At 39.1% G+C, this 19,978-nt stretch carries 15 protein-coding genes; 2 read left to right on the forward strand and 13 right to left on the reverse strand.

Features of this window, described 5'->3' with window-relative positions:
- Positions 1-11 precede the first annotated feature (11 nt).
- The 5 genes from ASU31_RS19620 to ASU31_RS19640 form a co-directional block, all read right to left on the reverse strand.
- Positions 12-596, reverse strand: a complete 585-nt coding sequence (locus ASU31_RS19620; RefSeq protein WP_057933978.1) for a gluconate 2-dehydrogenase subunit 3 family protein — start codon at positions 594-596, stop codon at positions 12-14.
- A gap of 279 nt (positions 597-875) precedes the next feature.
- The gene (locus ASU31_RS19625) at positions 876-1,781 is read right to left on the reverse strand and encodes a TIM barrel protein (protein WP_057933979.1); all 906 of its coding nucleotides are present in this window, start codon (positions 1,779-1,781) and stop codon (positions 876-878) included.
- A 48-nt stretch (positions 1,782-1,829) separates the two neighbouring features.
- Positions 1,830-4,760: a TonB-dependent receptor domain-containing protein gene (locus ASU31_RS19630; RefSeq protein WP_057933980.1), complete on the reverse strand. Its 2,931-nt coding sequence runs from the start codon at positions 4,758-4,760 to the stop codon at positions 1,830-1,832.
- Positions 4,761-4,955: 195 nt separating this feature from the next.
- On the reverse strand, positions 4,956-5,978 hold the full coding sequence (locus ASU31_RS19635) for a FecR family protein (RefSeq protein WP_057933981.1): 1,023 nt from the start codon (positions 5,976-5,978) through the stop codon (positions 4,956-4,958).
- Positions 5,979-6,084: 106 nt separating this feature from the next.
- The gene (locus tag ASU31_RS19640; RefSeq protein WP_057933982.1) at positions 6,085-6,645 is read right to left on the reverse strand and encodes a sigma-70 family RNA polymerase sigma factor; all 561 of its coding nucleotides are present in this window, start codon (positions 6,643-6,645) and stop codon (positions 6,085-6,087) included.
- Between the two features lie 307 nt (positions 6,646-6,952).
- On the opposite strand from ASU31_RS19640, the gene ASU31_RS19645 reads away from it, so the two are divergent.
- Together ASU31_RS19645 and ASU31_RS19650 are read left to right on the forward strand one after the other, a co-directional pair.
- Positions 6,953-7,897, forward strand: coding sequence for an NAD-dependent epimerase/dehydratase family protein (locus tag ASU31_RS19645; RefSeq protein WP_057933983.1), 945 nt, complete (start codon positions 6,953-6,955; stop codon positions 7,895-7,897).
- Positions 7,898-7,971: 74 nt separating this feature from the next.
- Complete coding sequence (locus tag ASU31_RS19650) at positions 7,972-8,700, forward strand: YebC/PmpR family DNA-binding transcriptional regulator (protein WP_029274031.1); 729 nt, start codon at positions 7,972-7,974, stop codon at positions 8,698-8,700.
- A gap of 230 nt (positions 8,701-8,930) precedes the next feature.
- Here the strand turns inward: ASU31_RS19650 and ASU31_RS19655 are convergent, their stop codons facing one another.
- The 8 genes from ASU31_RS19655 to ASU31_RS19690 form a co-directional block, all read right to left on the reverse strand.
- Positions 8,931-9,710: a carboxylesterase family protein gene (locus ASU31_RS19655; RefSeq protein WP_057933984.1), complete on the reverse strand. Its 780-nt coding sequence runs from the start codon at positions 9,708-9,710 to the stop codon at positions 8,931-8,933.
- Positions 9,711-9,860: 150 nt separating this feature from the next.
- Entirely contained in the window at positions 9,861-12,158 is a 2,298-nt protein-coding gene (bglX, locus tag ASU31_RS19660) for a beta-glucosidase BglX (protein WP_057933985.1), read from the reverse strand.
- Positions 12,159-12,302: 144 nt separating this feature from the next.
- Positions 12,303-14,057 carry a discoidin domain-containing protein gene (locus ASU31_RS19665; RefSeq protein ID WP_057933986.1) on the reverse strand — a complete coding sequence of 585 codons (1,755 nt, stop codon included), beginning with the start codon at positions 14,055-14,057 and terminating at the stop codon, positions 12,303-12,305.
- Between the two features lie 13 nt (positions 14,058-14,070).
- Entirely contained in the window at positions 14,071-14,472 is a 402-nt protein-coding gene (locus ASU31_RS19670; protein WP_057933987.1) for a hypothetical protein, read from the reverse strand.
- Between the two features lie 58 nt (positions 14,473-14,530).
- Complete coding sequence (locus ASU31_RS19675; RefSeq protein WP_057933988.1) at positions 14,531-15,889, reverse strand: glucoamylase family protein; 1,359 nt, start codon at positions 15,887-15,889, stop codon at positions 14,531-14,533.
- Between the two features lie 15 nt (positions 15,890-15,904).
- Positions 15,905-17,569, reverse strand: coding sequence for a glucoamylase family protein (locus ASU31_RS19680; protein ID WP_057933989.1), 1,665 nt, complete (start codon positions 17,567-17,569; stop codon positions 15,905-15,907).
- A gap of 76 nt (positions 17,570-17,645) precedes the next feature.
- Positions 17,646-18,470, reverse strand: coding sequence for a LamG domain-containing protein (locus tag ASU31_RS19685; protein WP_057933990.1), 825 nt, complete (start codon positions 18,468-18,470; stop codon positions 17,646-17,648).
- 23 nt (positions 18,471-18,493) lie between these two features.
- Positions 18,494-19,978: a RagB/SusD family nutrient uptake outer membrane protein gene (locus tag ASU31_RS19690; RefSeq protein WP_057933991.1), complete on the reverse strand. Its 1,485-nt coding sequence runs from the start codon at positions 19,976-19,978 to the stop codon at positions 18,494-18,496.

The following is a 19,978-nucleotide window of genomic DNA, read 5'->3' on the forward strand; positions in this document are numbered from 1 at the left end:
TGTTTTAGAAATTAGGTTGCCCAAGATTTTTGACCTGGTTTTAATGGCGCATTGCCATCATATCGGCCTGGAATAAGCACATATTCGCGTGCTTTGGTACAACCAATTTCTGAAGAATAATAACCAAGAAGGGTTAAATCTCTTGCGGTAATAAAAAAGTAAGCTAAATCTTTATTCTCTTCTGATTTGCTCGCTTTTTGGGCAAGCGCGATTGCCCTTAAATCGATCATTAGTTTTTTACGATCGGCTGGTGTTAAGGTGATATAACTTTTTCCGAAATCTTTCATTGATTTAGCCTGAAGATCTTTAAAACCTTGTGCAAATGAGGTTTGCATGCTGGCAGGATAACAATCTTTCATCATCATCGGAATAAACTTCCCTAAACCTGCAGCCTTAGCGCCAGCAGATGATTTGGTAGTTGGAACAATAATATCAGCGAATTCAGCAAAAATTTTTTCGTCTTCCAGTGAATAGAGGACAAAGTTCTTTTCGTTTTCCGGTAGCGTAAAACTTTCAAATAAAACGCCCATTGTACTTGCTGAGATTGCTCCTCCCAGCAAAAATGCAACGTTTTTGAGTGCTTCTCTTCTGTGCATCGTATTTATGATTTTATATATTGGTTACTTATGTGTTGAATTAGTAATATTAGAAAAAATATAACGGAAAGAATAACTTTTTTAAGTTAAATTATCGGTATGCAATGTGATTGTTACTGAGTAGAATTGTTCTAAATAAATTGTTTTTTGCCACTCTACTGTAGTTTAAACCGTGTTTTTGTGTCGATTTTACTTGGTGTAAAAAGTACATTTAGTATAGGTAAGCATATTATTTACTAATAAATTTAAAAACACCGATTTTTTAAGGAGAAAATCTGCTTAAAGTAGATTTTTTTTGATGTAGTTATAGCTTTCAGCTATACTCTCATAAGGTGCTTTCTTGATGATGTCCTGTTCTGTAAAAAAATAATCTACTCCAGCCAATTTAGAAGCAGCAAAAATGCGCTTGAAATCTATCCTGCCAGAACCCACTTCTACGAAAACGGCTTTGTCTGCTTTATCCATATCCTTAACATGGAACATTTTATAACGGCCTGGGTTTTTTTTGAACATATCAATAGGGTTTAAACCTGCATTTACCGCCCAAAAGATATCGAGTTCAAAACCTACCAGCTTGGCATCGGTTTCAGCGAGCAGGATTTCGTAGCCTGTAGCCCCGTTGCCCTGATCTTTAAATTCGAAGTTATGGTTGTGGTAAGCTAATTTCAATCCTGACTTTTGGCAAAGCTCAGCCGCCTGGTTAAATTTTAAGGCCATGCGCTTGTAATCATCTAATGTTCCATTGGCCCTGATATCGGTAGGCAAAGCTGGGATAACGAAATATTTCTGGCCAGTGGTGGCTGCGGTTTCGATATGCGATTTTAGCACTTTATCGTCTCCTGAGGATAAAAACTCAGTCACATTATAATGGCCGCTAGGAGAGGTGAGGCCATTTGCTTTTAATAAGGTATTAAAGTCTTTTGCTTCTAAACCCCAAAAACCTTTCACTTCGTACTTGCCGGGATAACCATAGTAGGTTTCTACCTGACTGTAACCGATTTTAGCTACCTGTTCTATTGTGGCTTTTACATCTGCAGTTAACTGCTCCCTTAAAGTGAAAAGTCCGATTCCGATTTTTGAAACTTTAGCAGATTCAGCTAAAGCTGTTGTAACTAATGATGGACTTAAAAAAGCTGCTGCACTAGCAAGGCTTACCTTTTGTAAAAATGATCTTCTTGTTGTCATGATGTTTTAGAATTAAAAAAACCGGAGCGTAAACTCCGGTTTTATTTGTTAGAATGAATAAGCTAATGATCCCCAGAAGGTACGTTGAAGTAATGTTCTGCCAATCATTAATGTGCCAGGGGTTATGGTTGAGAAATCTCTGAACTGATCTCCGCGAACATCGCCCTCTGTCAGCACTTTTGCATTTAACAAGTTGTCTGCCCAAAATCTTATTGAAATCTTTTTAGTAAAATTATATCCTGCCCCGGCTTTCATTACTACATAAGCAGGTAGTTTATAGCTATCGCTGGGAGAGGTGAAGCGGCTGCCTACATAATTTGCTGCTACATATAGGTTAAAGTTTTTGTAGTCGTAATTGGCGCCAAGTTCGGTGTTGAGTACAGGAACACGTTCTGTTCTTTTGCCGGTGAAGCTATAGATCCGATTGCCGAATTCAGCTGCAACAGCGGCATTGTTGCTTGTGTTTGCTTCGTAATCGGTGTATTTGGAGTCTTGTAATGTTCCGGTTAAACGTAAACTTAATGGTTTAGCTATTTTGTAAGAAACTTCATACTCGGCACTCCAGGTACGTGTAGAACCAAATGCCACCAATGCCTGTAAACCTGATGCAACTGTTGGAACATTAATGGTTAATGATGTGTTTTTGATTGCCGAATAACTTCCAGATGCGAAAATGGCCAGGTTGTTTTTAGCATATTTAAAACCTACTTCGCCTAAATAAACCGGACGCTTTTTAATGTTTACGGCGTTATAGGCTGATGCATTATAGTCGCCAATGTTTGGTGCGTTGTAAGCTTTTGTAGCCCTTGCAAAAATACTTGATGTAGTGTTTATTTTGTAATTTGCCCCTACTGACGCTGCCCAGTTGGTTAAAGTTTCATCATAATGCGTGTAGCCTAAGATATTGGGGTTTGCACTGGCGGTTGTATTAACCGTACCATCTGCATTTAACGCATAATAAGGTCTGTCGCCTTTAACATTTTGATTATCAATCCTGGCACCAATATCTAAACGCCATTTTTCAGATATTTTAATCTCGTCTCCAGCATATACAGATAGGGTTCTTGTATCGCCAATAAAAGTGTTTTTGGTTTGGATGGTGCGCTCTGCAGCTGTTGGTGATTGTAATAAAATGCTAGGTTGCTCTTTAAATTCGGTAAATGAACGGAAAGCATAACGTAAATCATCCCGGTTATACTGGTGGATGCCCAATCCGATGTTAAGACTGTGATTTTTCACTTTCTTTCTTAGATCCAGGTAATCAACAATCTGAACATCACTATTAATTTGTCCTTGTGCATTAGAGGTAATTACATAATCTCCTGCTACGAAAGGTGCCACTGAACCGCCGGGATAGTAATAAGGTGTTGCTGCTGTTCTTGCTACAATTCCCGCAGGGGCAGTATAGGTAGAATTGGTATGGGTATTTTGATAACGGAAATTGTTAACAATCTGCCAGCCACTGTCGGTTAGGTAGTTGAACTGAAAACCACCCGATCCCAATTTAGTGTGGATTCCATCTGTTAAACTAAAATTATGGCTTCCTGTTGCCGGATCGTTATAACTCCATTCTGTTTGAATTGGCGTAATCGATTGAGAAGCCATATCATAATCGCGGTAAGTAGTTGGTTTCCCGGTACCATCGTAAGGGTAATAACTCGTTAGTAAGAACTGAACTTTATCATTCAGGTATTTACCATACACCCTGAAAAAGCCTTTATTGTTCTTAAAATTAAAAGTCATGTTCCCTTTAATCTGTCCGCCCTCGTTAGCTGGCTTAAAACCTTGATCTACCACACCGTTATCGGTACGGTAAAAACCACCTATATTGTATTTAATCTGGTTGTTTATTTTGCCTCCGGTGTTGCCATCAACACGGTACAGGCCTTGCGAAAAACCTGTTGTAAACTTAAATTGACCATATTGTTTATCTGCACCAACATAGCTGATGTTATTTACCACTGCGCCTGGTGTATTGGCCTGAACAATTGAGGCGTTACCGCCTCTGATGGCTTCTATGTTCTGGATAGTCAGATCTGTTTTATAATATTGATCTACAGATGGGTTGGTGTTGAAACCTGTTGGTAAAAGCGGTAACCCATCTTCCTGTATGCCCAGAAAGATATATCCGCCCTGCTGCGGAAAGCCCCTTACCCAAACATTTCCCGGACCGTCGCCACCTGTGCTTTCTACCGTTAAACCTGGTATAGCTTTTAATAAATCGGTACTGTTTAATGGTGCCCGGTTGGTGATATCTTTATTACTCACTGAGGTTAAGGCCACACTGCTTTCTAATTTTTTCTTTGGATTACCACCGGTTACCATCACACTTTCCAATTGTAGGTTATCTTCTGATAGGCTGATACTCAGGTTTTCGTCGGCATTGCCAGGTGATAGGTTTACTTCTTTAGAAATGAAACCTACGTATCTCACCACGATTACACGGCTATCAACAGTTAGGCCTTTTAAAGCAAAAGCCCCATTTTCGTCGGTTGTGGTCCCGATTGATTTTCCTTTAACGGTAACTGATACCCCAGGGATGGCATTCCCTTTACTGTCGGTTACTTTTCCGGTAACAATGCCTTCAAACGCTTTTAGTAGTTCGAGGTTGTTATTGGCGGGAATAGAATAGAGCAGAATCTGATCTTTAACTATCCTATATCCCACGTCATAACGTTTTAGCGAATTCTCAAGAAAGTATTTAAGTTTTTGGTTAACCACATTAATAGAAACTTTACGGTTGGAGTTTATTAATTGTGGGCTGTAAACAAATTTAACATTGGCTAGGTGTTCTGTTTTTTCTATAATGGTTTTAATATCTGTTTGATCGGCTTTAATCGAAATTGATTTGTTCAGAAAATCTTGTGCGTCGACATTTTTGGCAAAAGCACCACAAGTAAAAATTATTATTGCAAGTATTTGGTAAATCGAAACTCTCATTGCATATATCGCCAGCGAAATAAGTTGATTTTTTTTCATAAATTTGGTTATTGTTCATTAAATGATTGGATTTATTGGACATAGAAATACCATGAATACATTTCTGATGTATTTAACTCGCCGGCAATGCCCCACATTGTCGGCTTTGTTTTTTAGAAAAATATTATGGAAAATGGAGCCGCGGTTATGGGCTGTTGGTGTTGTGGTTCTTCTTCATCATGTTTGTATATTTGGTTAGTTTTTATTGGAAACCACAATGGTGGTTCCCTGGATGTAATATTTGCTTGATATGGTTCCACAGATCAGGTCGAGCTGCTCATATAGCCCTTTTTTACTTAGATCTCCGGTAAAAGTATAGGTCGAAATCTGCTCATTATCCGATTTTATCTCTATCCCATAAGCTTCAGATAAGGTTTTGAAAATTTCTTTAATGCTTTCTTCTTTAAAGTTGTAACTCAAGCTAGTGGGTATGTTATAAGCTTCGGCCAATGGAATAGGTCTGCTTACCAATGTTTTATTTAACTGATGATCGGAAAAAACACCTTTTTGATTTGGCGTAAGCAGAATTGGTTTAGCCAGTTTTTCTTTAGCGAAAGTAAATAGCGAATTTTTTTGATTTTCCTCTACCTGAACTTTTCCGGTCCTTACCGCAACTTGGGCGGGAAGTTTATCTGTTGACGATTTTACCCAAAAGCTGGTACCCAAAACACGTACAACCAGTTTTTGATTATAGACATAAAACGGCCGCTTAGGGTTTTTACTTACCGAAAAGAAAGCTGTTCCTTTTAAATAAACCATTCTTTTATTGGCAGCAAAAACCTTTGGATAAATAATATTGGCCTGCGGTTTAAGTGTTGCTGTGCTTTCATCGCTAAGCGCTATAACGATGGAATGATCAGTATCATTAGTTTTGCTGATTAAGTTTAAGCCTTCATTTTCATCAATAAAAGATTGTTCAGCATGGTTGTAGCGCATTAAATATAATCCAGCTATAAAAAAGGCAACCAATATAGCTGCTGCTACTGCAAACTTTGGCCAAAGCCTTTTAACCTTAAGCGCTGTTGTAGATTTGCGTTCAATATTATTGATGTTTAGCCAGGTATTGGCCTGCATTTCTTCGAGTGCGGTTGACGATAGGTCTTTAAAATTCCTGCTGTTTAAATTATGATACCATTTATCTACCCAAAGTTTTTCGGCTTCGGTACAATTTCCGTTTTCGTAACGGCTTAGTAAATCGTAAAATGATTTCTGGTCCATAAGAAAGAATATTTGGCTCTATACTATACAAGTAACGCAACGAGAGCGAACCCCTAAAGGTAGGAGATAAAAAACCTGAAATAATTTGCAATTGACTGGTAGTCAGCTATAAAAAGATGTAAAAATTTTTAATATATTCTTTAATTCTTTTAATTGAGCGGGTGATATGGTACTCTACAGCTTTTTCGGAGATATTTAAACCAGCAGAAATATCTTTAGTAGATTGGTGTTGATACCGGCTCAGCCTGAAAACTTCCTGTGTTTTTTCTGGAAGGGAATTGATACCTTCTTCAATGATTGAAGATAGATCGTGAAGATCAACCAGGTTTGTGGTATCCTGATGGTTTTCAGAATAGGTTAGGGTTTGGTACTCCATGTACTTATTCTCCATAACCAGGCTCCTGACGTGGTTGATTACACTTAACTTCAAGGCTCCGAACAAATAGGCCTGGAGGTTATTGATCACTGCTTCCTGTCGCTTTTCCCAGAGGGAAATAAAGATGTTCTGCACCAGTTCTTCAGCAATTACCTTGTCGCCGGTTTTTTTGTAAGCTGCTAATAAAAGCTCATTACTATAGGTGAAATATATTTTTTCGTAAGCCTGCTTATCACCCAGTTTTAAGCGATCAAGTAAATCATCAGATTTTTCAGGCTCAGCGTGAGTCATTTCTTTATTTGGTTATGCAGATAGGTATAGTAAATGTAATAATTTATTTTGCTTTGCCTTTTAAGTTGCTTAAAATATTGAAAAGTTTTAAGGTGAGGGGTGGGAGGCTGGAAAGTTTTAAAGCTGCAATGTCAGTTTAACAGTTTGCAATTTACACATAACCGATTCAGCTTGCGGTTTACAGTTAACTAGTTTATACAATTAACCGATTACGAGTTTAAACATTAACTCTATTCTATACACTAAGTATAAATATTTTATCGCCTTTTATCTCATTTTTTTACCTTTGCTCAATCTCAAAAAAATTATGCAAGAAAAAATTGTTGTTTTAGGCTCTAACGGGCAAATTGGTACCGAGTTGGTAACCATGTTACGTAAAATATATGGTGATGATCATGTGGTTGCATGCGATATTCGCAGACCAGATTACGACATCAAAAACTCTGCACCGTTTGAATTTGTGAATGTGCTTGATAAGGAAATGATCAATGGTATTTTTCATAAATACAAACCAACACAGGTTTACCTTTTAGCGGCTTTATTATCCGCTACAGGTGAACAAAATCCAAAATTAGCCTGGGACTTAAATATGAACGGCTTGCTGAATGTTTTAGATTTAGCTTTAGAATATAAAACGGCAAAAGTATATTGGCCAAGTTCTATTGCTGTATTTGGTCCGAATTCGCCAAAAGATAATACCTCACAATATTGCGTAATGGATCCGAATACCGTTTATGGAATTAGTAAACTGGCGGGGGAGCGCTGGTGCGAATATTACAACCAAAAATACGGATTAGATGTGAGGAGTATCCGTTATCCAGGATTAATCAGCTGGAAAGCTGCTCCAGGTGGTGGTACAACAGATTATGCGATCCATATTTTTCACGATGCTTTGAAAAAAGGCAGTTACCAGAGTTTCTTAAATGCAGAAACCGAGCTGCCAATGATGTATATGGATGATGCCATCCGTGGAACCATCGAACTAATGGATGCACCAGCAGATCAGATTTCTGTGCGTAGCAGTTATAATTTTGGTGGGGTAAGTTTTACTCCGGAGGTTTTGGCTGCAGAAATCAGAAAACATATTCCAGATTTTACATTATCTTACGCCGCTAATGATCCCCGTCAGCAAATTGCAAATAGCTGGCCACGTTCTATCGACGATAACTATGCTGCAAAAGATTGGGGATGGAAACCAGAGTTCGATTTATCGAAACTGACAATTGACATGTTGAATAATTTAAAAAAATAATATAAAGGTAGAGGGTTGAAAGGTTGAAGGCATAAGGTCTCCTATCTCAAATCTTATATCTCAATACTCGAAAAATGGGAAGAGCATTCGAATTTAGAAAAGAGAGAAAATTTAAGCGTTGGGCCAAAATGGCGGTTCAGTTTACGCGTATTGGTAAAGATATTGTAATGGCAGTTAAGGAGTCTGGACCTCATCCGGAAACCAACTCGCGCTTACGTACGGCTATGCAAAATGCAAAAGCGGTAAATATGCCAAAAGATAGGGTAGAGGCTGCAATTAAGCGCGCTTCTGATAAATCGATGGCCAATTACGAAGAAATTGTATATGAAGGTTATGCGCCGCACGGTGTTGCAGTTTTAATTGAAACGGCTACTGATAATACCAACCGTACCGTAGCAAACGTTCGTAGTTATTTTAACAAAACGGATGGTTCTTTGGGTAAAACCGGATCGTTAGATTTCGTTTTTAACCGCAAATCTGTTTTCCGTTTTGTACCGGCTGAAGGTTTAGACTTAGAAGAGTTAGAGTTTGAACTAATTGATGCTGGTTTAGAAGAATTGTACGTAGAGGCTGATGAAGAAGGCAACGATATCGCTGTTGCCCAAGGTGCTTTCGAAAACTTTGGATCTTTACAAAAAGCTTTAGAGGAAAAAGGCATTGAGTTAAAGAGCTCAAAACTAGAGCGTATTGCTTTATCTCACCATGAGGTAACAGAAGAGCAGGCAGCTGATGTTTTGAAATTGATCGATAAGTTGGAGGAAGATGATGATGTGCAGGCGGTTTACCATAATATGGCAGAATAATATCAATTAGAATATGTATAGAAAAGGTCCTGGTTTTATCGTCAGGACCTTTTTCTGTATTTGGTCGTCATGCTGAACTTGTTTTACAAGTATAAATAGTGTTTTTAGTTGTCTTGTAGCTACTACGTGGTCAGTATCTATTTAGCAGGGACCCTGAATAAATTACCTGCGTAGCTTTCCGCTTCGCTACAGGTCAGGGTGACGATCGAGAGGAAACTGCGGTTTTGATCTTATTTTTTATGTGAAAACAGCCACGGCAATAACTCTGGTTCAGCAAAGGCGCTATCCCAGCTATTGTGGTTGGCATTTGGGTAAAGGGTAAACTTCACTTCATCGCCAACCGTTTTCAAGCGTTCGGCTATGGCAATCGAAAAAACCGGATCAACTACATCATCTTTTGCCCCATGAAAAATCCAAAGTGGAATTTTTTGATATTTTTTAATATTGTTGGTATTGTCTCCGCCACAAATAGCAATGGCAGCGGCAAATTTGCGGCGCTCTCTTCTTAACAGCTCATAAGTACCCATTGCTCCCATTGATAAACCGCCCACATACACCTGCTCTTTGTTTATATAAGGTTTATTAAGGAAGTTTTTAACCATGCCTTGTAGCGCATGCATAATTTTGGTTGGTTTGCCGCCTTCGACAAAACTGATCCTTCTTTTACCTTTGGCATCTTTCTCAAAATTGGCATTTGCCCAAAAATCGTTTGATGGGCATTGTGGGAAAACAACAATAGCAGGGAAATTTTTGCGTAGATCGTTTTTTAAGAACAATTTTCCACCGTGTACCAGTTGACTTGCATTATCGTTACCTCTTTCTCCGCTTCCATGCAGAAAAAATATGATCGGATATTTTTGGTCAGGATTAAAATTCTCGGGAAACAGGATTCTGTAGTAAATAGAGTCCTTTCCTTTGATATAGCTTCCCTTGTCGTATTTTTTTAAGTCTTGAGCGTTTAAAAAGAGTACAGAAAAAAGAATGCAGGTAGTTAGAATAATCTTTTTCATCTGTTTAATGTGTTTTTAATGGTAATGAAGCTATCATAATTTGTTATTACCACGTGTTTTTTGATAAATTATGATGGTTTCATTTAACAAAAATAGAAAACCCTGGCTACTTTGCAATAGCACAGGGTTCATAACCAAACCTAATTGTCTTTATTTCAGTGTAAAAGATGATTCTTTTACATCGCGTGAATTTGTTCCGATAAATACTTTAAAATCGCCAGGTTCGGCCACGAATTTTAAGTCAGCATTGTAAAACTTAAGATCGTTCTCCGAAATATTAAAAGTGACGGTTTTACTTTCTCCGGCATTTAAATTCACCTTCTGAAAGCCTTTTAGCTCTTTAACCGGACGGGTAATGCTTCCAACAAGATCTTGAATGTACAATTGAACGACCTCTTTACCCTCATATTTACCTGTATTGCTTAAAGTAACCGATGCTGTGATCGTTTTCCCCTTGGTTAAGGTATTTGAACTTAATTTAATATCGCTGTAATTAAACGTGGTATAGCTCAGGCCAAAACCGAATGGATATAAAGGATCGTTGCTTACATCTAAATAATTGGAACGGAATTTTTCGAACCATTTACCCTCTGCCAACGGTCTACCGGTGTTTTTATGTGCATAGTACAAAGGTACCTGACCCACATTTTGAGGAAAAGTTGCACTCAATTTACCCGAAGGATTAACATCGCCAAAAAGTACATCGGCAATTGCATTTCCTGCTTCACTACCCGGGAACCAAACATTTAAAATGGAAGGAATATTTTCCTGCTCCCAGTTTAATGCCAATGGTCTGCCGGTAAATAACACTAATACCACTGGTTTACCAGTTTTAGCCAATGCTTTTAACAGGTTTTTTTGCGTTTCAGGAATCTGGATATCGGTTACACTGCTGCTTTCGCCGGTAAATTCAGAACCTTCACCAATGGTAGCCACAATAACGTCTGATTTTTTTGCAACTTCTAGAGCCTCCCTGATCATTTCAGCTTCGGTTCGTGGATCGCGTTTGTAAGTAGGGTTGTGGATGTTAACATAACGGTGTTCCATAGCAGAATCTGCTAAAAAATTAGCGCCACGTGCGGTTAAAATTTTCGCCTTATCACCCAAAACATTTTTTAAACCTTGAAGTACCGTTACCGATTTATCAAAAAGAGCTGCAACACTCCATGTACCATACATATTGGCCGTATTATCTGCCAATGGACCGATTAAACCAATTGTACCTGATTTTTTTAATGGAAGTACATTATTGTTATTTTTTAGTAATACAAAGCTTTCAGCTGCAATTTCGCGTGCAACCTGACGATTAGCCGGGCTAAAAACCTCTTTTTCTGCTCTTTCTGCATTACAGAATTTATAAGGATCAGCAAATAAACCCAATTTGTATTTTGCCTGAAGCACTAATCGGCAGGCCCTGTCTATTTGTGCGATGCCAACTTTTTTCTCTGTCAATGATTTTTTTAAAGTACCTAAAAAGCCTTCGCCCACCATATCCATATCAATGCCAGCATTTAAAGCTAGGGCAGAAACAGTTTGTAAATCTCCCATGCCGTGGGCAATCATTTCAGGGATACCCGTATAATCAGTTACAACGAACCCTTTAAAACCCCATTGGTTACGTAAAACATCGGTCATTAACCATTTGCTTCCCGTAGCAGGAATGCCGTCAACCTCGTTAAAAGAAGCCATGATACTGGCTGCTCCAGCGTCAACTGCGGCTTTGTATGGTGGGAAATATTCGTTGTACATGCGCACTTTGCTCATGTCGGTGGTATTATAATCTCTACCCGCTTCGGCAGCACCATAAAGGGCATAGTGTTTTACGCAGGCTAAAATTTCGTTATTGGCCTGAATTTTACCCTGATAACCTTTCACCATGGCTGCAGCAATCTGCGAACCTAAATAAGCATCCTCTCCGCTTCCTTCTGAGATACGGCCCCAACGTGGGTCTCTCGAAATATCAACCATAGGAGAGAAGGTCCAGTTAATTCCACTTGCACTGGCTTCTATTGCAGCAACCCTTGCCGATTTTTGTACGGCATTCATGTCCCAAACGCAACTCATTCCTAATGGAATTGGGAAAACGGTGTTGTAACCGTGGATCACATCCATTCCAAAAAGCAAAGGAATTTTCATTCGACTGTTTTCTACTGCAATCTTTTGAACTGCCTTTATCTTATCTACTCCTTTAATGTTAAATAAACCACCAACCTGTCCATCTCTTATTTTTTTTGAAATGTCGCTACTATTGGCCTGTCCGGTGGTGATATCGCCAGAACTTGGCAGATTCAATTGACCAATTTTTTCATCAACGGTCATTTTCGCCATGAGGTTGCTGATGAAGGTATTCATCTTTGCATCTTCTGTCGAAACAGGTTTTTTGGTTTGCGCTGATCCGTTCAGTACAAGCAGGGTTAAAAAAACAACCAGGATATTCACTCTCTTCATTATATGTGTGTTTTATTCTTTTATTAGCTGGCGCTCGTTTCCAACGAGTGCCTAAATGGTTTTACGATTTTATCGTATTAACATTAATCGCTAAGAGCGATTAGTTATTTTCACACTCGTTACAAACGAGCGTGAGCATTTATTTTAATCAACTTTCTTTACCTCGGTTTTTACCGATACACCATTCTCATTTATCGCTTCGATAGAAAAATAATAGGCCTTCTGGCTGTCCATTGCCTTGAACCAATATTCGTTAAAATCGTGGATCATAATGCAGTTATACAGCTTATCTGGTGCAGTACCGTAGTAAAGATTATAGGCAAATGCATTATCAACAGGCTCCCATTTGATGTAGGCGCTACGTTTATCTTTTTCTGTTCTCAATACAATCAGGTTTTTAACTGTTGTTGGTTTTTCTCCATTTCCATTACCGAAAACACGCAAGCCACTAATGGCAAATTTTCCGGTAGGCATGTGGATGTTTATCATTTTGATAAACCTGGTTTTTACCGGTTTTTGGAGTTCGATATAATCATGAGGAACATCGGTTTTATTCTGGCTTTTATCAACCAGAGTTGTCCATTTTTTTCCATCAGTTGAGGAAAGAATTTTGTACTGATGGTAAATCCCTGTTTGTTTGCCGATAAATTCGGCGTCCTGATCAGCATAGTTAATTTGTATGGCATTAACGGTTGCAAGGTTCCCCAGATCAGTCTGGATCCATTCTCCTTTGTTTGCAGTTTTTGCGCTCCAATAAGTCTTGATGCTTTCATCAACAGCATTATTGGCATTAAAGCTTCCTAAAGTTGAAGAAACAGTAACGGGTTTTTTATAGTTAATGAGCATCCAGCCCGGGCCAGCAGGGCCACCTTCTTTTCTTTCGGAAGGTAAATAGAGCGGATAGTCTCCAAAGGCAGTATTGGTCCACATCACATCGTCTTTATCAAAACCTGTTGGCCAGATACCCATTCTGCGCTCCCAGGTGTTTTTTACACAGATAATGCTGGTTGAAATGTGCCAGTAGTTTTTGCTGTTATCCTGAAAGGTTGCGCCATGGCCTGCACCACGCGAAAATCCACCGCCTTTATAACTCAAAGGATCAGATTGCGGGGTAGATGGACTATCATAAAACAAAGGCTTGGTTCCAACTACTACTCCATCAGAATAACCGCTAAATTCTGTTCCGGGAGCCCCGTATTGAAAATAATATTTGCCATTATGTTTGGTCATCCATGCGCCTTCCGCAAAAGGATCCAGAAAAGTATCGTCCATATATTCGCCAAAACGCTGCCAGCCATATCGCCAGCTTTGAAGCAGGTACATTGGCATGCGTGTACCTTTGGGCTGAAAAGTTTTGCGGTCTAATTCTACCCCGTACATGGGGTAATTGTTGCTGCTTCCGTTATACATGTAAAATTTGCCATCGTCATCGGTAAAAAAGGATGGATCCCAGCCACCAATCTCCAGTGAGTCCACTAATGGAAACCATTTATTCCCTTTGGGATCGGTACTTCCCCATAAAGTGAAATTTTTAGTATAGGTGCTGCCGAAAACGACCATGGTATCGCCAACAATGCCTACACCTGGTGCACATAATTCATCTTTTGTCTTATTCCATGGACGAAGAAACTTTCTTTCGTGAAATTTCCAGTTTAGCATATCGGCGCTATGCCAATAACCCCATTGGTTGGTGCTGAAAAGATAGAAATCGCCTTTATAATTTACGATCACCGGATCGGCAGTGGCACGGTGTTTCCCCCATTCGGTAAAAGATTCGAAAGGTGTGTAACCATAATCTATATTGATTGGGTTGCAATACGTCTTTTGCTGAGCATATGCAGCATAAGTACCGCAGAACAGTAATGAAATTAAAAATATTTTGAATAAATGTTTAGCCATTATTCGTATGGGGTTAATTAAAAATGTTTATTCGTGCACAGCTCGAACAGCCAATGGCCATTCCGCTAACGCTTAATCCGGTAACGTGCGATTGATGCTCCCAGTAAACCCACATATCATGTGCGCCACCTGTTGAAGTTAATTTTACCGTGTAAATGTCTCCGTTTTCTGGTATTTGTCCGATTACTGTTCCGCTCGGCGAGTTTGGTGGGATAAAGAAAGAATAAACACCACCACTGGTATTGTTTTCTAGTCTAACATACACACCATCGCTGGTTGAATTTGTGGCTGTAACATCGATGTTAGCAAACTTAGTTTTTATGGTTTTATGTTTAGCGCTTGATATTGCCGTAAAGCTTGAATTTAGGATTACAAACCCTATCATTGCTGTTAATATTAAAATTACTCTTTTCATGGTTCTGTAGATTTAATTTGAAATATATGATGGCTAAACATTTATATACTATTGAATACTATGGCTTAAACTGGAAATCTAATTTTGTTAAGCCAGCTTGAACATCTTTGTTTCTCATAAAAAGCTTCCAAAGTAGTCCTGATCTGTAGTTTTCGATCATCACCACCATTGGCCCCTGATCGATCCCCAAATATCTTTTTGGATACCAGTTGTCCTGCTCTGAAAAGGCATCATAAAAGCCATATTTGCCCCAAACCTTATCGCCCAGGTTTTCGTAAAGGTTTCTGATTACCTTCATCGATTCTTTTGGTGTGTACGGGATAGATGATATAGCGGCCGTAGGAGAGATTACGCCAAAATCTTCCTGAGGGTTATGTGCTGCATAACCTTCTACCGAATAACTGGCTGTTAAACCCCAGTTATTTTCGCCGTAACCTTTAAATTTCTTAGGGTTGGCTACGCAGTAATCGTGTATGGCAAGGGTATGGTTTACATTGTTTTCCCAATAATCGGCATAACGGTCTTTCAATCCTTTCGGGTTTAAACCCAAATAAGAGTAGTGTGCCCAAAATAATGGACCTACTGAATTTTTCTGACCTTGATAATCAAGTGTAAAAGGATGACCATAAAAGTTGAAATTAGTTTTAATCTGCCCGTTTCTTGCCCAGCCTTCATGATAAACCGCTGCAGGAACACCATGCGTAGGGGATGAGGCAGCCATAACGTACATAATCAAACATTCGTTGTAACCTTTAACGGGAAAGTTCATTTCCCAATTGTACTCTGGCGACCAATGCCAGTACAATACGTTTTGTCCATTGCGGAACCAATTAAAATCGATACCCTTCCAAAGTTCATCAGCTTTTTTTGCCAAAGCTTTTTCGGGATCAGTTCCATTTTTATAATACTCGGTGATGCAGATTAAGGCCTGTGCAACAAAAGAAGTCTCAACTAAATCACCCCCATTGTCTTTTTTTCCAAATGAGCGTACTTTTCCTGTTTCGCCATTTATCCAATGCGACCATGCACCATGAAAACGATCGGCTTTGGAAAGGAAATCCAGTATTTTGTTTAAACGGTCTAATCCTTCTTTTTTTGTTACATAACCTCTATCAATACCGCTTAAAATAGCCATTAAGCCGAATCCAGTTGCGCCAGTTGCCACTGTATTCTTATCATTTTCCGGGTACACGTTATCCACATGAAAGCGTTCTCTACCAGCACCTGATGTGGGTTCAGCTCCATCCCAAAAATATTGGAAAGTCTGTTTTTGGACCAGATCTAATAGTTCAATATCGGAAAGGTTTTTTTTGATCTTCAGATCGGGATTGTATGTTTGTTTTTCACGCTGTGCACACGATGATAGCGTAAAAAGAGTAAATGATAATAAGAGGAAGTTTCGGAATATAAATTTCATTGCTGATGTATAATGTTAAAGATTGGGGCTGCTAAAACCAAGATTTTTCATGCCTGTTTTAACTTCAGGGGCCGACATAAATAAGTTCCAGATTAATTTGGTTCTATAATTTTCGATCATTACTATTATTGGTCCCTGATCTATCGCCAGAGTAGAAGAAGCAAACCATTGATCTTTTAGGGAGAAAGCATCGTAAAAACCATAATCTCCCCAGGTTTTGTTGCCCAGTTTATAATAAAAATATTTTAGCGCCTGCATTGATTCTGTTGGTGTATATGGAAAAGATGATAAGGCTGCGGTAGGGGCAATTACACCAACATCATTGTTCGGTGCACTTGCAGTATATCCGTTAGGGATATCACTTGCCGTTAAACCCCAGCAATTTTCGCCATAACCATAGTTCCCGAGTGGATTGGCTTTGCAATAATTATAATTAATCTGCGTGTGCGCTTTAGTCTGTGTTTCGTAATTTGCGTAAGCATCACTTAAACCTGTTGGATTGATGCCCAAGAAAGAATAGTGCGAAAAAAATAATGGCCCACCATTGGCTGTGCCTAAAGGAAGTTGTACACCATAATAGGTGTTCCCATTTTTCATAGTGCCGTTTTGAGCCCATCCGATATCATAAACAGTTTTAGGGATCGAATAAGTAGGAGAGGCTGAAGCCATCACATAAGTGATTAAGCACTCGTTCCAGCCTTTAATCGGCAGGTTCATGTCCCAATTATAATTAGGGCTCCAATGCCAATAAAGTGTATTACTGTTATCTTTTCTGTACCAGCTCCATTCTACGCCGTTATAAATGGTATTAATATCAGCTCGTAATGCAGTTTCTGCTGCATCAGTTCCATTAAAATATTGACGGGCTGTGATTAGGCCTGCCATTAAAAATGAAGTCTCAACAAGGTCGCCACCATTATCTTTGTTACTGAACGGAATTACTTTTCCGGTATTTCCATCCAGCCAATGTGGATAGGCGCCATGAAAGCGATCGGCAGTTTTTAAAAAGGATACCATCTTTTGGATCCTCGTCAACCCATCGGCCCTGCTGATGAAATTCCTGCTGATACCTGTAACCAAGGCCATGATCCCAAAACCCGATCCACCTGAAGTTACAGTATTACCAGATGTATTTCTTTCCCTGGCTAGGCCACTGGTTGGATGTGCAAAATCCCAGAAATATTTAAAGGTCTGCTTTTGAACTAAAGTTAAAAGGTCATCGTCACTGATGCGGGCAAATTTATCTGCATCATCTACAGCAGTGATCAGGTTTACAGCAACTGCCGATTGAAGTTTGCCACCGGTTTTTGATGATAAATTGTTATTAATGTTTAAAATATATTTAGTAATGGGCTGCAATGCCGTAGCGGTAATTACAACCGTATTATCGTTGTTCTCTAATTTGGAAGTGAATGTGGCTGGATTTCCAGAGGCATCGGTAAGGGTAACATTACCACTTATAGAAGTGGAATTGATCGGTGATGAGAATGTTATTTTGATAATTGGACTATTGTTTAGGCCATAATAGGTAAAGCCACTGTAAGCGTCGTTTACCTTTAAATCGCTAAAAGCGAAAGATGTTGGTGTAACAGGTGGATCAACTGGTGCGGGTGTGTCGCTTTTTTTGCAGGCTGTTACAAAAAGAACAAGAATTAAAAAATATGGGAAGATTTTTGTCATTACACATGGTTAAAAAGGGCTGCCATTACTGACAACCCTTTATTATTAATTGCCTTTCTCAAGCGTTGGAAAAGGATTATTTTCCTCTACCTTCTAAAATAGAAAGTGCGCTTACTTCTGCATCTGTTAAGGCTTTATCAAAAAGTCTAACTTCATCAATCTGTCCGGTTAAAAAGCTGGCCCAATCCTGTTTGGTTGTTCCAGTCGTTTGACTTGGGGTAGTTTGGAATTGAACGGTACCAAAAACAAATTTTCCTGTATTGGTAAACGCAAGAGGGCCCGTAGCGGTAGAAGCGATCGCTGCTACTCTAGAACCATTGATATAAACTTTAACAGTAGAAGTTGTTTGATCGTAAGAAACTGTTAAGTTTACCCATTTGCCAAATAGATTTTGAACACCATTTACCTGATATTCTTTATCTGACCCACCTTGATTTAGGTGTATTCTTAATTTACCATCAGTTGCTGTACTTCCATTTTCGATAAAGATTTCAATATTACCCCAAAATTGAGTGGTATTGGCTAAGGTAAATAATCCGATAATGCCGGTGCTTGGCGCTGGGCTATTAAACCATTCACTTACGGTAAAACTTTTTAAAGCAGCAACCTTATTTGACGGTGTTGCTAGTACGTAACTATTTAAGGCACCTTGTAACGATTGTTTTTTTATACCTGTTCCAAATGTTGTACCCGTATTTACACCGGTAGTGTTAGAAGCACTGTCAATCAAGCCGCCATCAAATGCAAAATAGGAAACAAGATTACTTGGTGCAATTTGTTTTGCGCTGGTATAGCCACCGATATTTAATGCTGGTGCATAACTCGATGGATCAAATTTTTTCTGGCAAGAGGATAACCCTAAAGTTACAGCTGCCATCAATAAAAAATATTTTGTTTTCATTTCTTTTCTATAAAAGTTAGCAATTAATAACCAGGATTTTGTGTGATTGTTCCTGCACTTTTTTCAATCTCCTGCGAAGGGATTGGCCAAACTTCGTTTTTACCAGCTTTCCATCCTTTAGGGCCAAAAACGGTTGTAGCACGTCCTTGACGGATCACATCAAAATAACGGTCAGATTCCATAGCCAATTCAACAAATCTTTCTTTCCAGATGGCTTGACGTAACGCATCTTTATCTGATGTGGTTACATCCGGCACAACGCCTGCAGCACCACCTCTGGCACGAGCTCGTACCCTGTTTAAAGAGGTCTTAGCAAGCGTAGGGTTTCCCTGTTCGTTTGCAGCCTCAGCATTCATTAATAAGACCTCTGCAAAACGCATTACTCTTACGTTTTGATCAGCTCCCTGATTAAAACCGGTAATAATTTTATTAAATGGTACATAAGCTTTTTGATTATACATTGGATTATCAGCAGTATTAGAAATAGCATCACCTTCTGGAGTAGTTTCACCTCTGTAAAGGATAGTTGCATCACGACGTACATCGCCAGCTTCGTAAGCCGATTCTAATGCTGCAGTTGGTACATTAAAGCCCCAACCTGTATCAGGAGTATTTCCTCTAGCACCCTGTACCTGGCTATATTGTGAGTTAGATGCGTCTTTGTTGTTCAACAAAAGTTCACATTGGATCTCGAAAACAGATTCAATATTGTTCTCGTGATTTAAACGAAAACCTTGTTCGAAATTAGGGTATAAATCATATCCTAAAGTCATAACGGTATTGGTAAGTGACAATACTTGATCCCATTTTTTAAGATACATTGCCACTTTAGCATGAAGTGCTAACGCTGCACCTTTAGTTGCCCTGCCTAAATCGGCAGCAGGATAGGATTGAGGTAATGCTGCTGCAGCTTCATCTAAATCTTTTTCAATCGCTGCATATACCTGTGCTTTAGGCGTTCTTGGAATGTTAAATTCAGATGGATCTTTAGGCACATTTAAGCGTAAAGGAATGTCTCCAAATGCACGTACCAATCTGAAATAAGAATAGGCGCGAACAAATTTTGCTTCTGCCAAGTAACGTGCCTTAAGGCTGGCATCCATACTTATCCCCGGAACGTTATCCAATACCTGGTTGCACAAATTAATATTCTGATACTGGCCTTCCCAAAAACCATTTAATTGAATGGTAGTAGAAGAAGCTGTAAACTGATCATATTCATTCATATAACTCGAATCGTTCGGGCTACTGCCTTTTTCGGCTTCATCGCTCCCTATACTTTCGATTGCAAGAGCAGGAAAAGCAGTGTTTGCCCAATTTCTTAAGTTACCATAAATAGAATTTACTGCAGCAGTTGCATCATCAGCGGTTTTCCAGAAGGTTACTGCTGGTTGTTTTGCTTGTGGATCTACATCTAAAAAACTTTTTTTACATGCAGACATTACTAAAAGAGAGGAGCAAATGGTCAGCATCCCGATCTTTTGTATATAAGTATTTTTGTAATTCAT

The sequence above is a fragment of the Pedobacter ginsenosidimutans genome (genome assembly GCF_001442625.1).
Taxonomy (GTDB): Bacteria; Bacteroidota; Bacteroidia; order Sphingobacteriales; family Sphingobacteriaceae; genus Pedobacter; species Pedobacter ginsenosidimutans.

Excerpts from the sequence above, each read along its gene's own strand:
- ASU31_RS19640 (WP_057933982.1), bottom strand. The coding sequence starts at position 6,645 with ATGACTCACGCTGAGCCTGAAAAATCTGATGATTTACTTGATCGCTTA.
- ASU31_RS19645 (WP_057933983.1), top strand. The coding sequence starts at position 6,953 with ATGCAAGAAAAAATTGTTGTTTTAGGCTCTAACGGGCAAATTGGTACC.
- ASU31_RS19670 (WP_057933987.1), bottom strand. The coding sequence starts at position 14,472 with ATGAAAAGAGTAATTTTAATATTAACAGCAATGATAGGGTTTGTAATC.
- ASU31_RS19675 (WP_057933988.1), bottom strand. The coding sequence starts at position 15,889 with ATGAAATTTATATTCCGAAACTTCCTCTTATTATCATTTACTCTTTTT.
- ASU31_RS19655 (WP_057933984.1), bottom strand. The coding sequence starts at position 9,710 with ATGAAAAAGATTATTCTAACTACCTGCATTCTTTTTTCTGTACTCTTT.
- ASU31_RS19650 (WP_029274031.1), top strand. The coding sequence starts at position 7,972 with ATGGGAAGAGCATTCGAATTTAGAAAAGAGAGAAAATTTAAGCGTTGG.
- ASU31_RS19685 (WP_057933990.1), bottom strand. The coding sequence starts at position 18,470 with ATGAAAACAAAATATTTTTTATTGATGGCAGCTGTAACTTTAGGGTTA.
- bglX (WP_057933985.1), bottom strand. The coding sequence starts at position 12,158 with ATGAAGAGAGTGAATATCCTGGTTGTTTTTTTAACCCTGCTTGTACTG.
- ASU31_RS19665 (WP_057933986.1), bottom strand. The coding sequence starts at position 14,057 with ATGGCTAAACATTTATTCAAAATATTTTTAATTTCATTACTGTTCTGC.
- ASU31_RS19620 (WP_057933978.1), bottom strand. The coding sequence starts at position 596 with ATGCACAGAAGAGAAGCACTCAAAAACGTTGCATTTTTGCTGGGAGGA.
- ASU31_RS19630 (WP_057933980.1), bottom strand. The coding sequence starts at position 4,760 with ATGAAAAAAAATCAACTTATTTCGCTGGCGATATATGCAATGAGAGTT.
- ASU31_RS19635 (WP_057933981.1), bottom strand. The coding sequence starts at position 5,978 with ATGGACCAGAAATCATTTTACGATTTACTAAGCCGTTACGAAAACGGA.
- ASU31_RS19680 (WP_057933989.1), bottom strand. The coding sequence starts at position 17,569 with ATGACAAAAATCTTCCCATATTTTTTAATTCTTGTTCTTTTTGTAACA.
- ASU31_RS19690 (WP_057933991.1), bottom strand. The coding sequence starts at position 19,978 with ATGAATTACAAAAATACTTATATACAAAAGATCGGGATGCTGACCATT.
- ASU31_RS19625 (WP_057933979.1), bottom strand. The coding sequence starts at position 1,781 with ATGACAACAAGAAGATCATTTTTACAAAAGGTAAGCCTTGCTAGTGCA.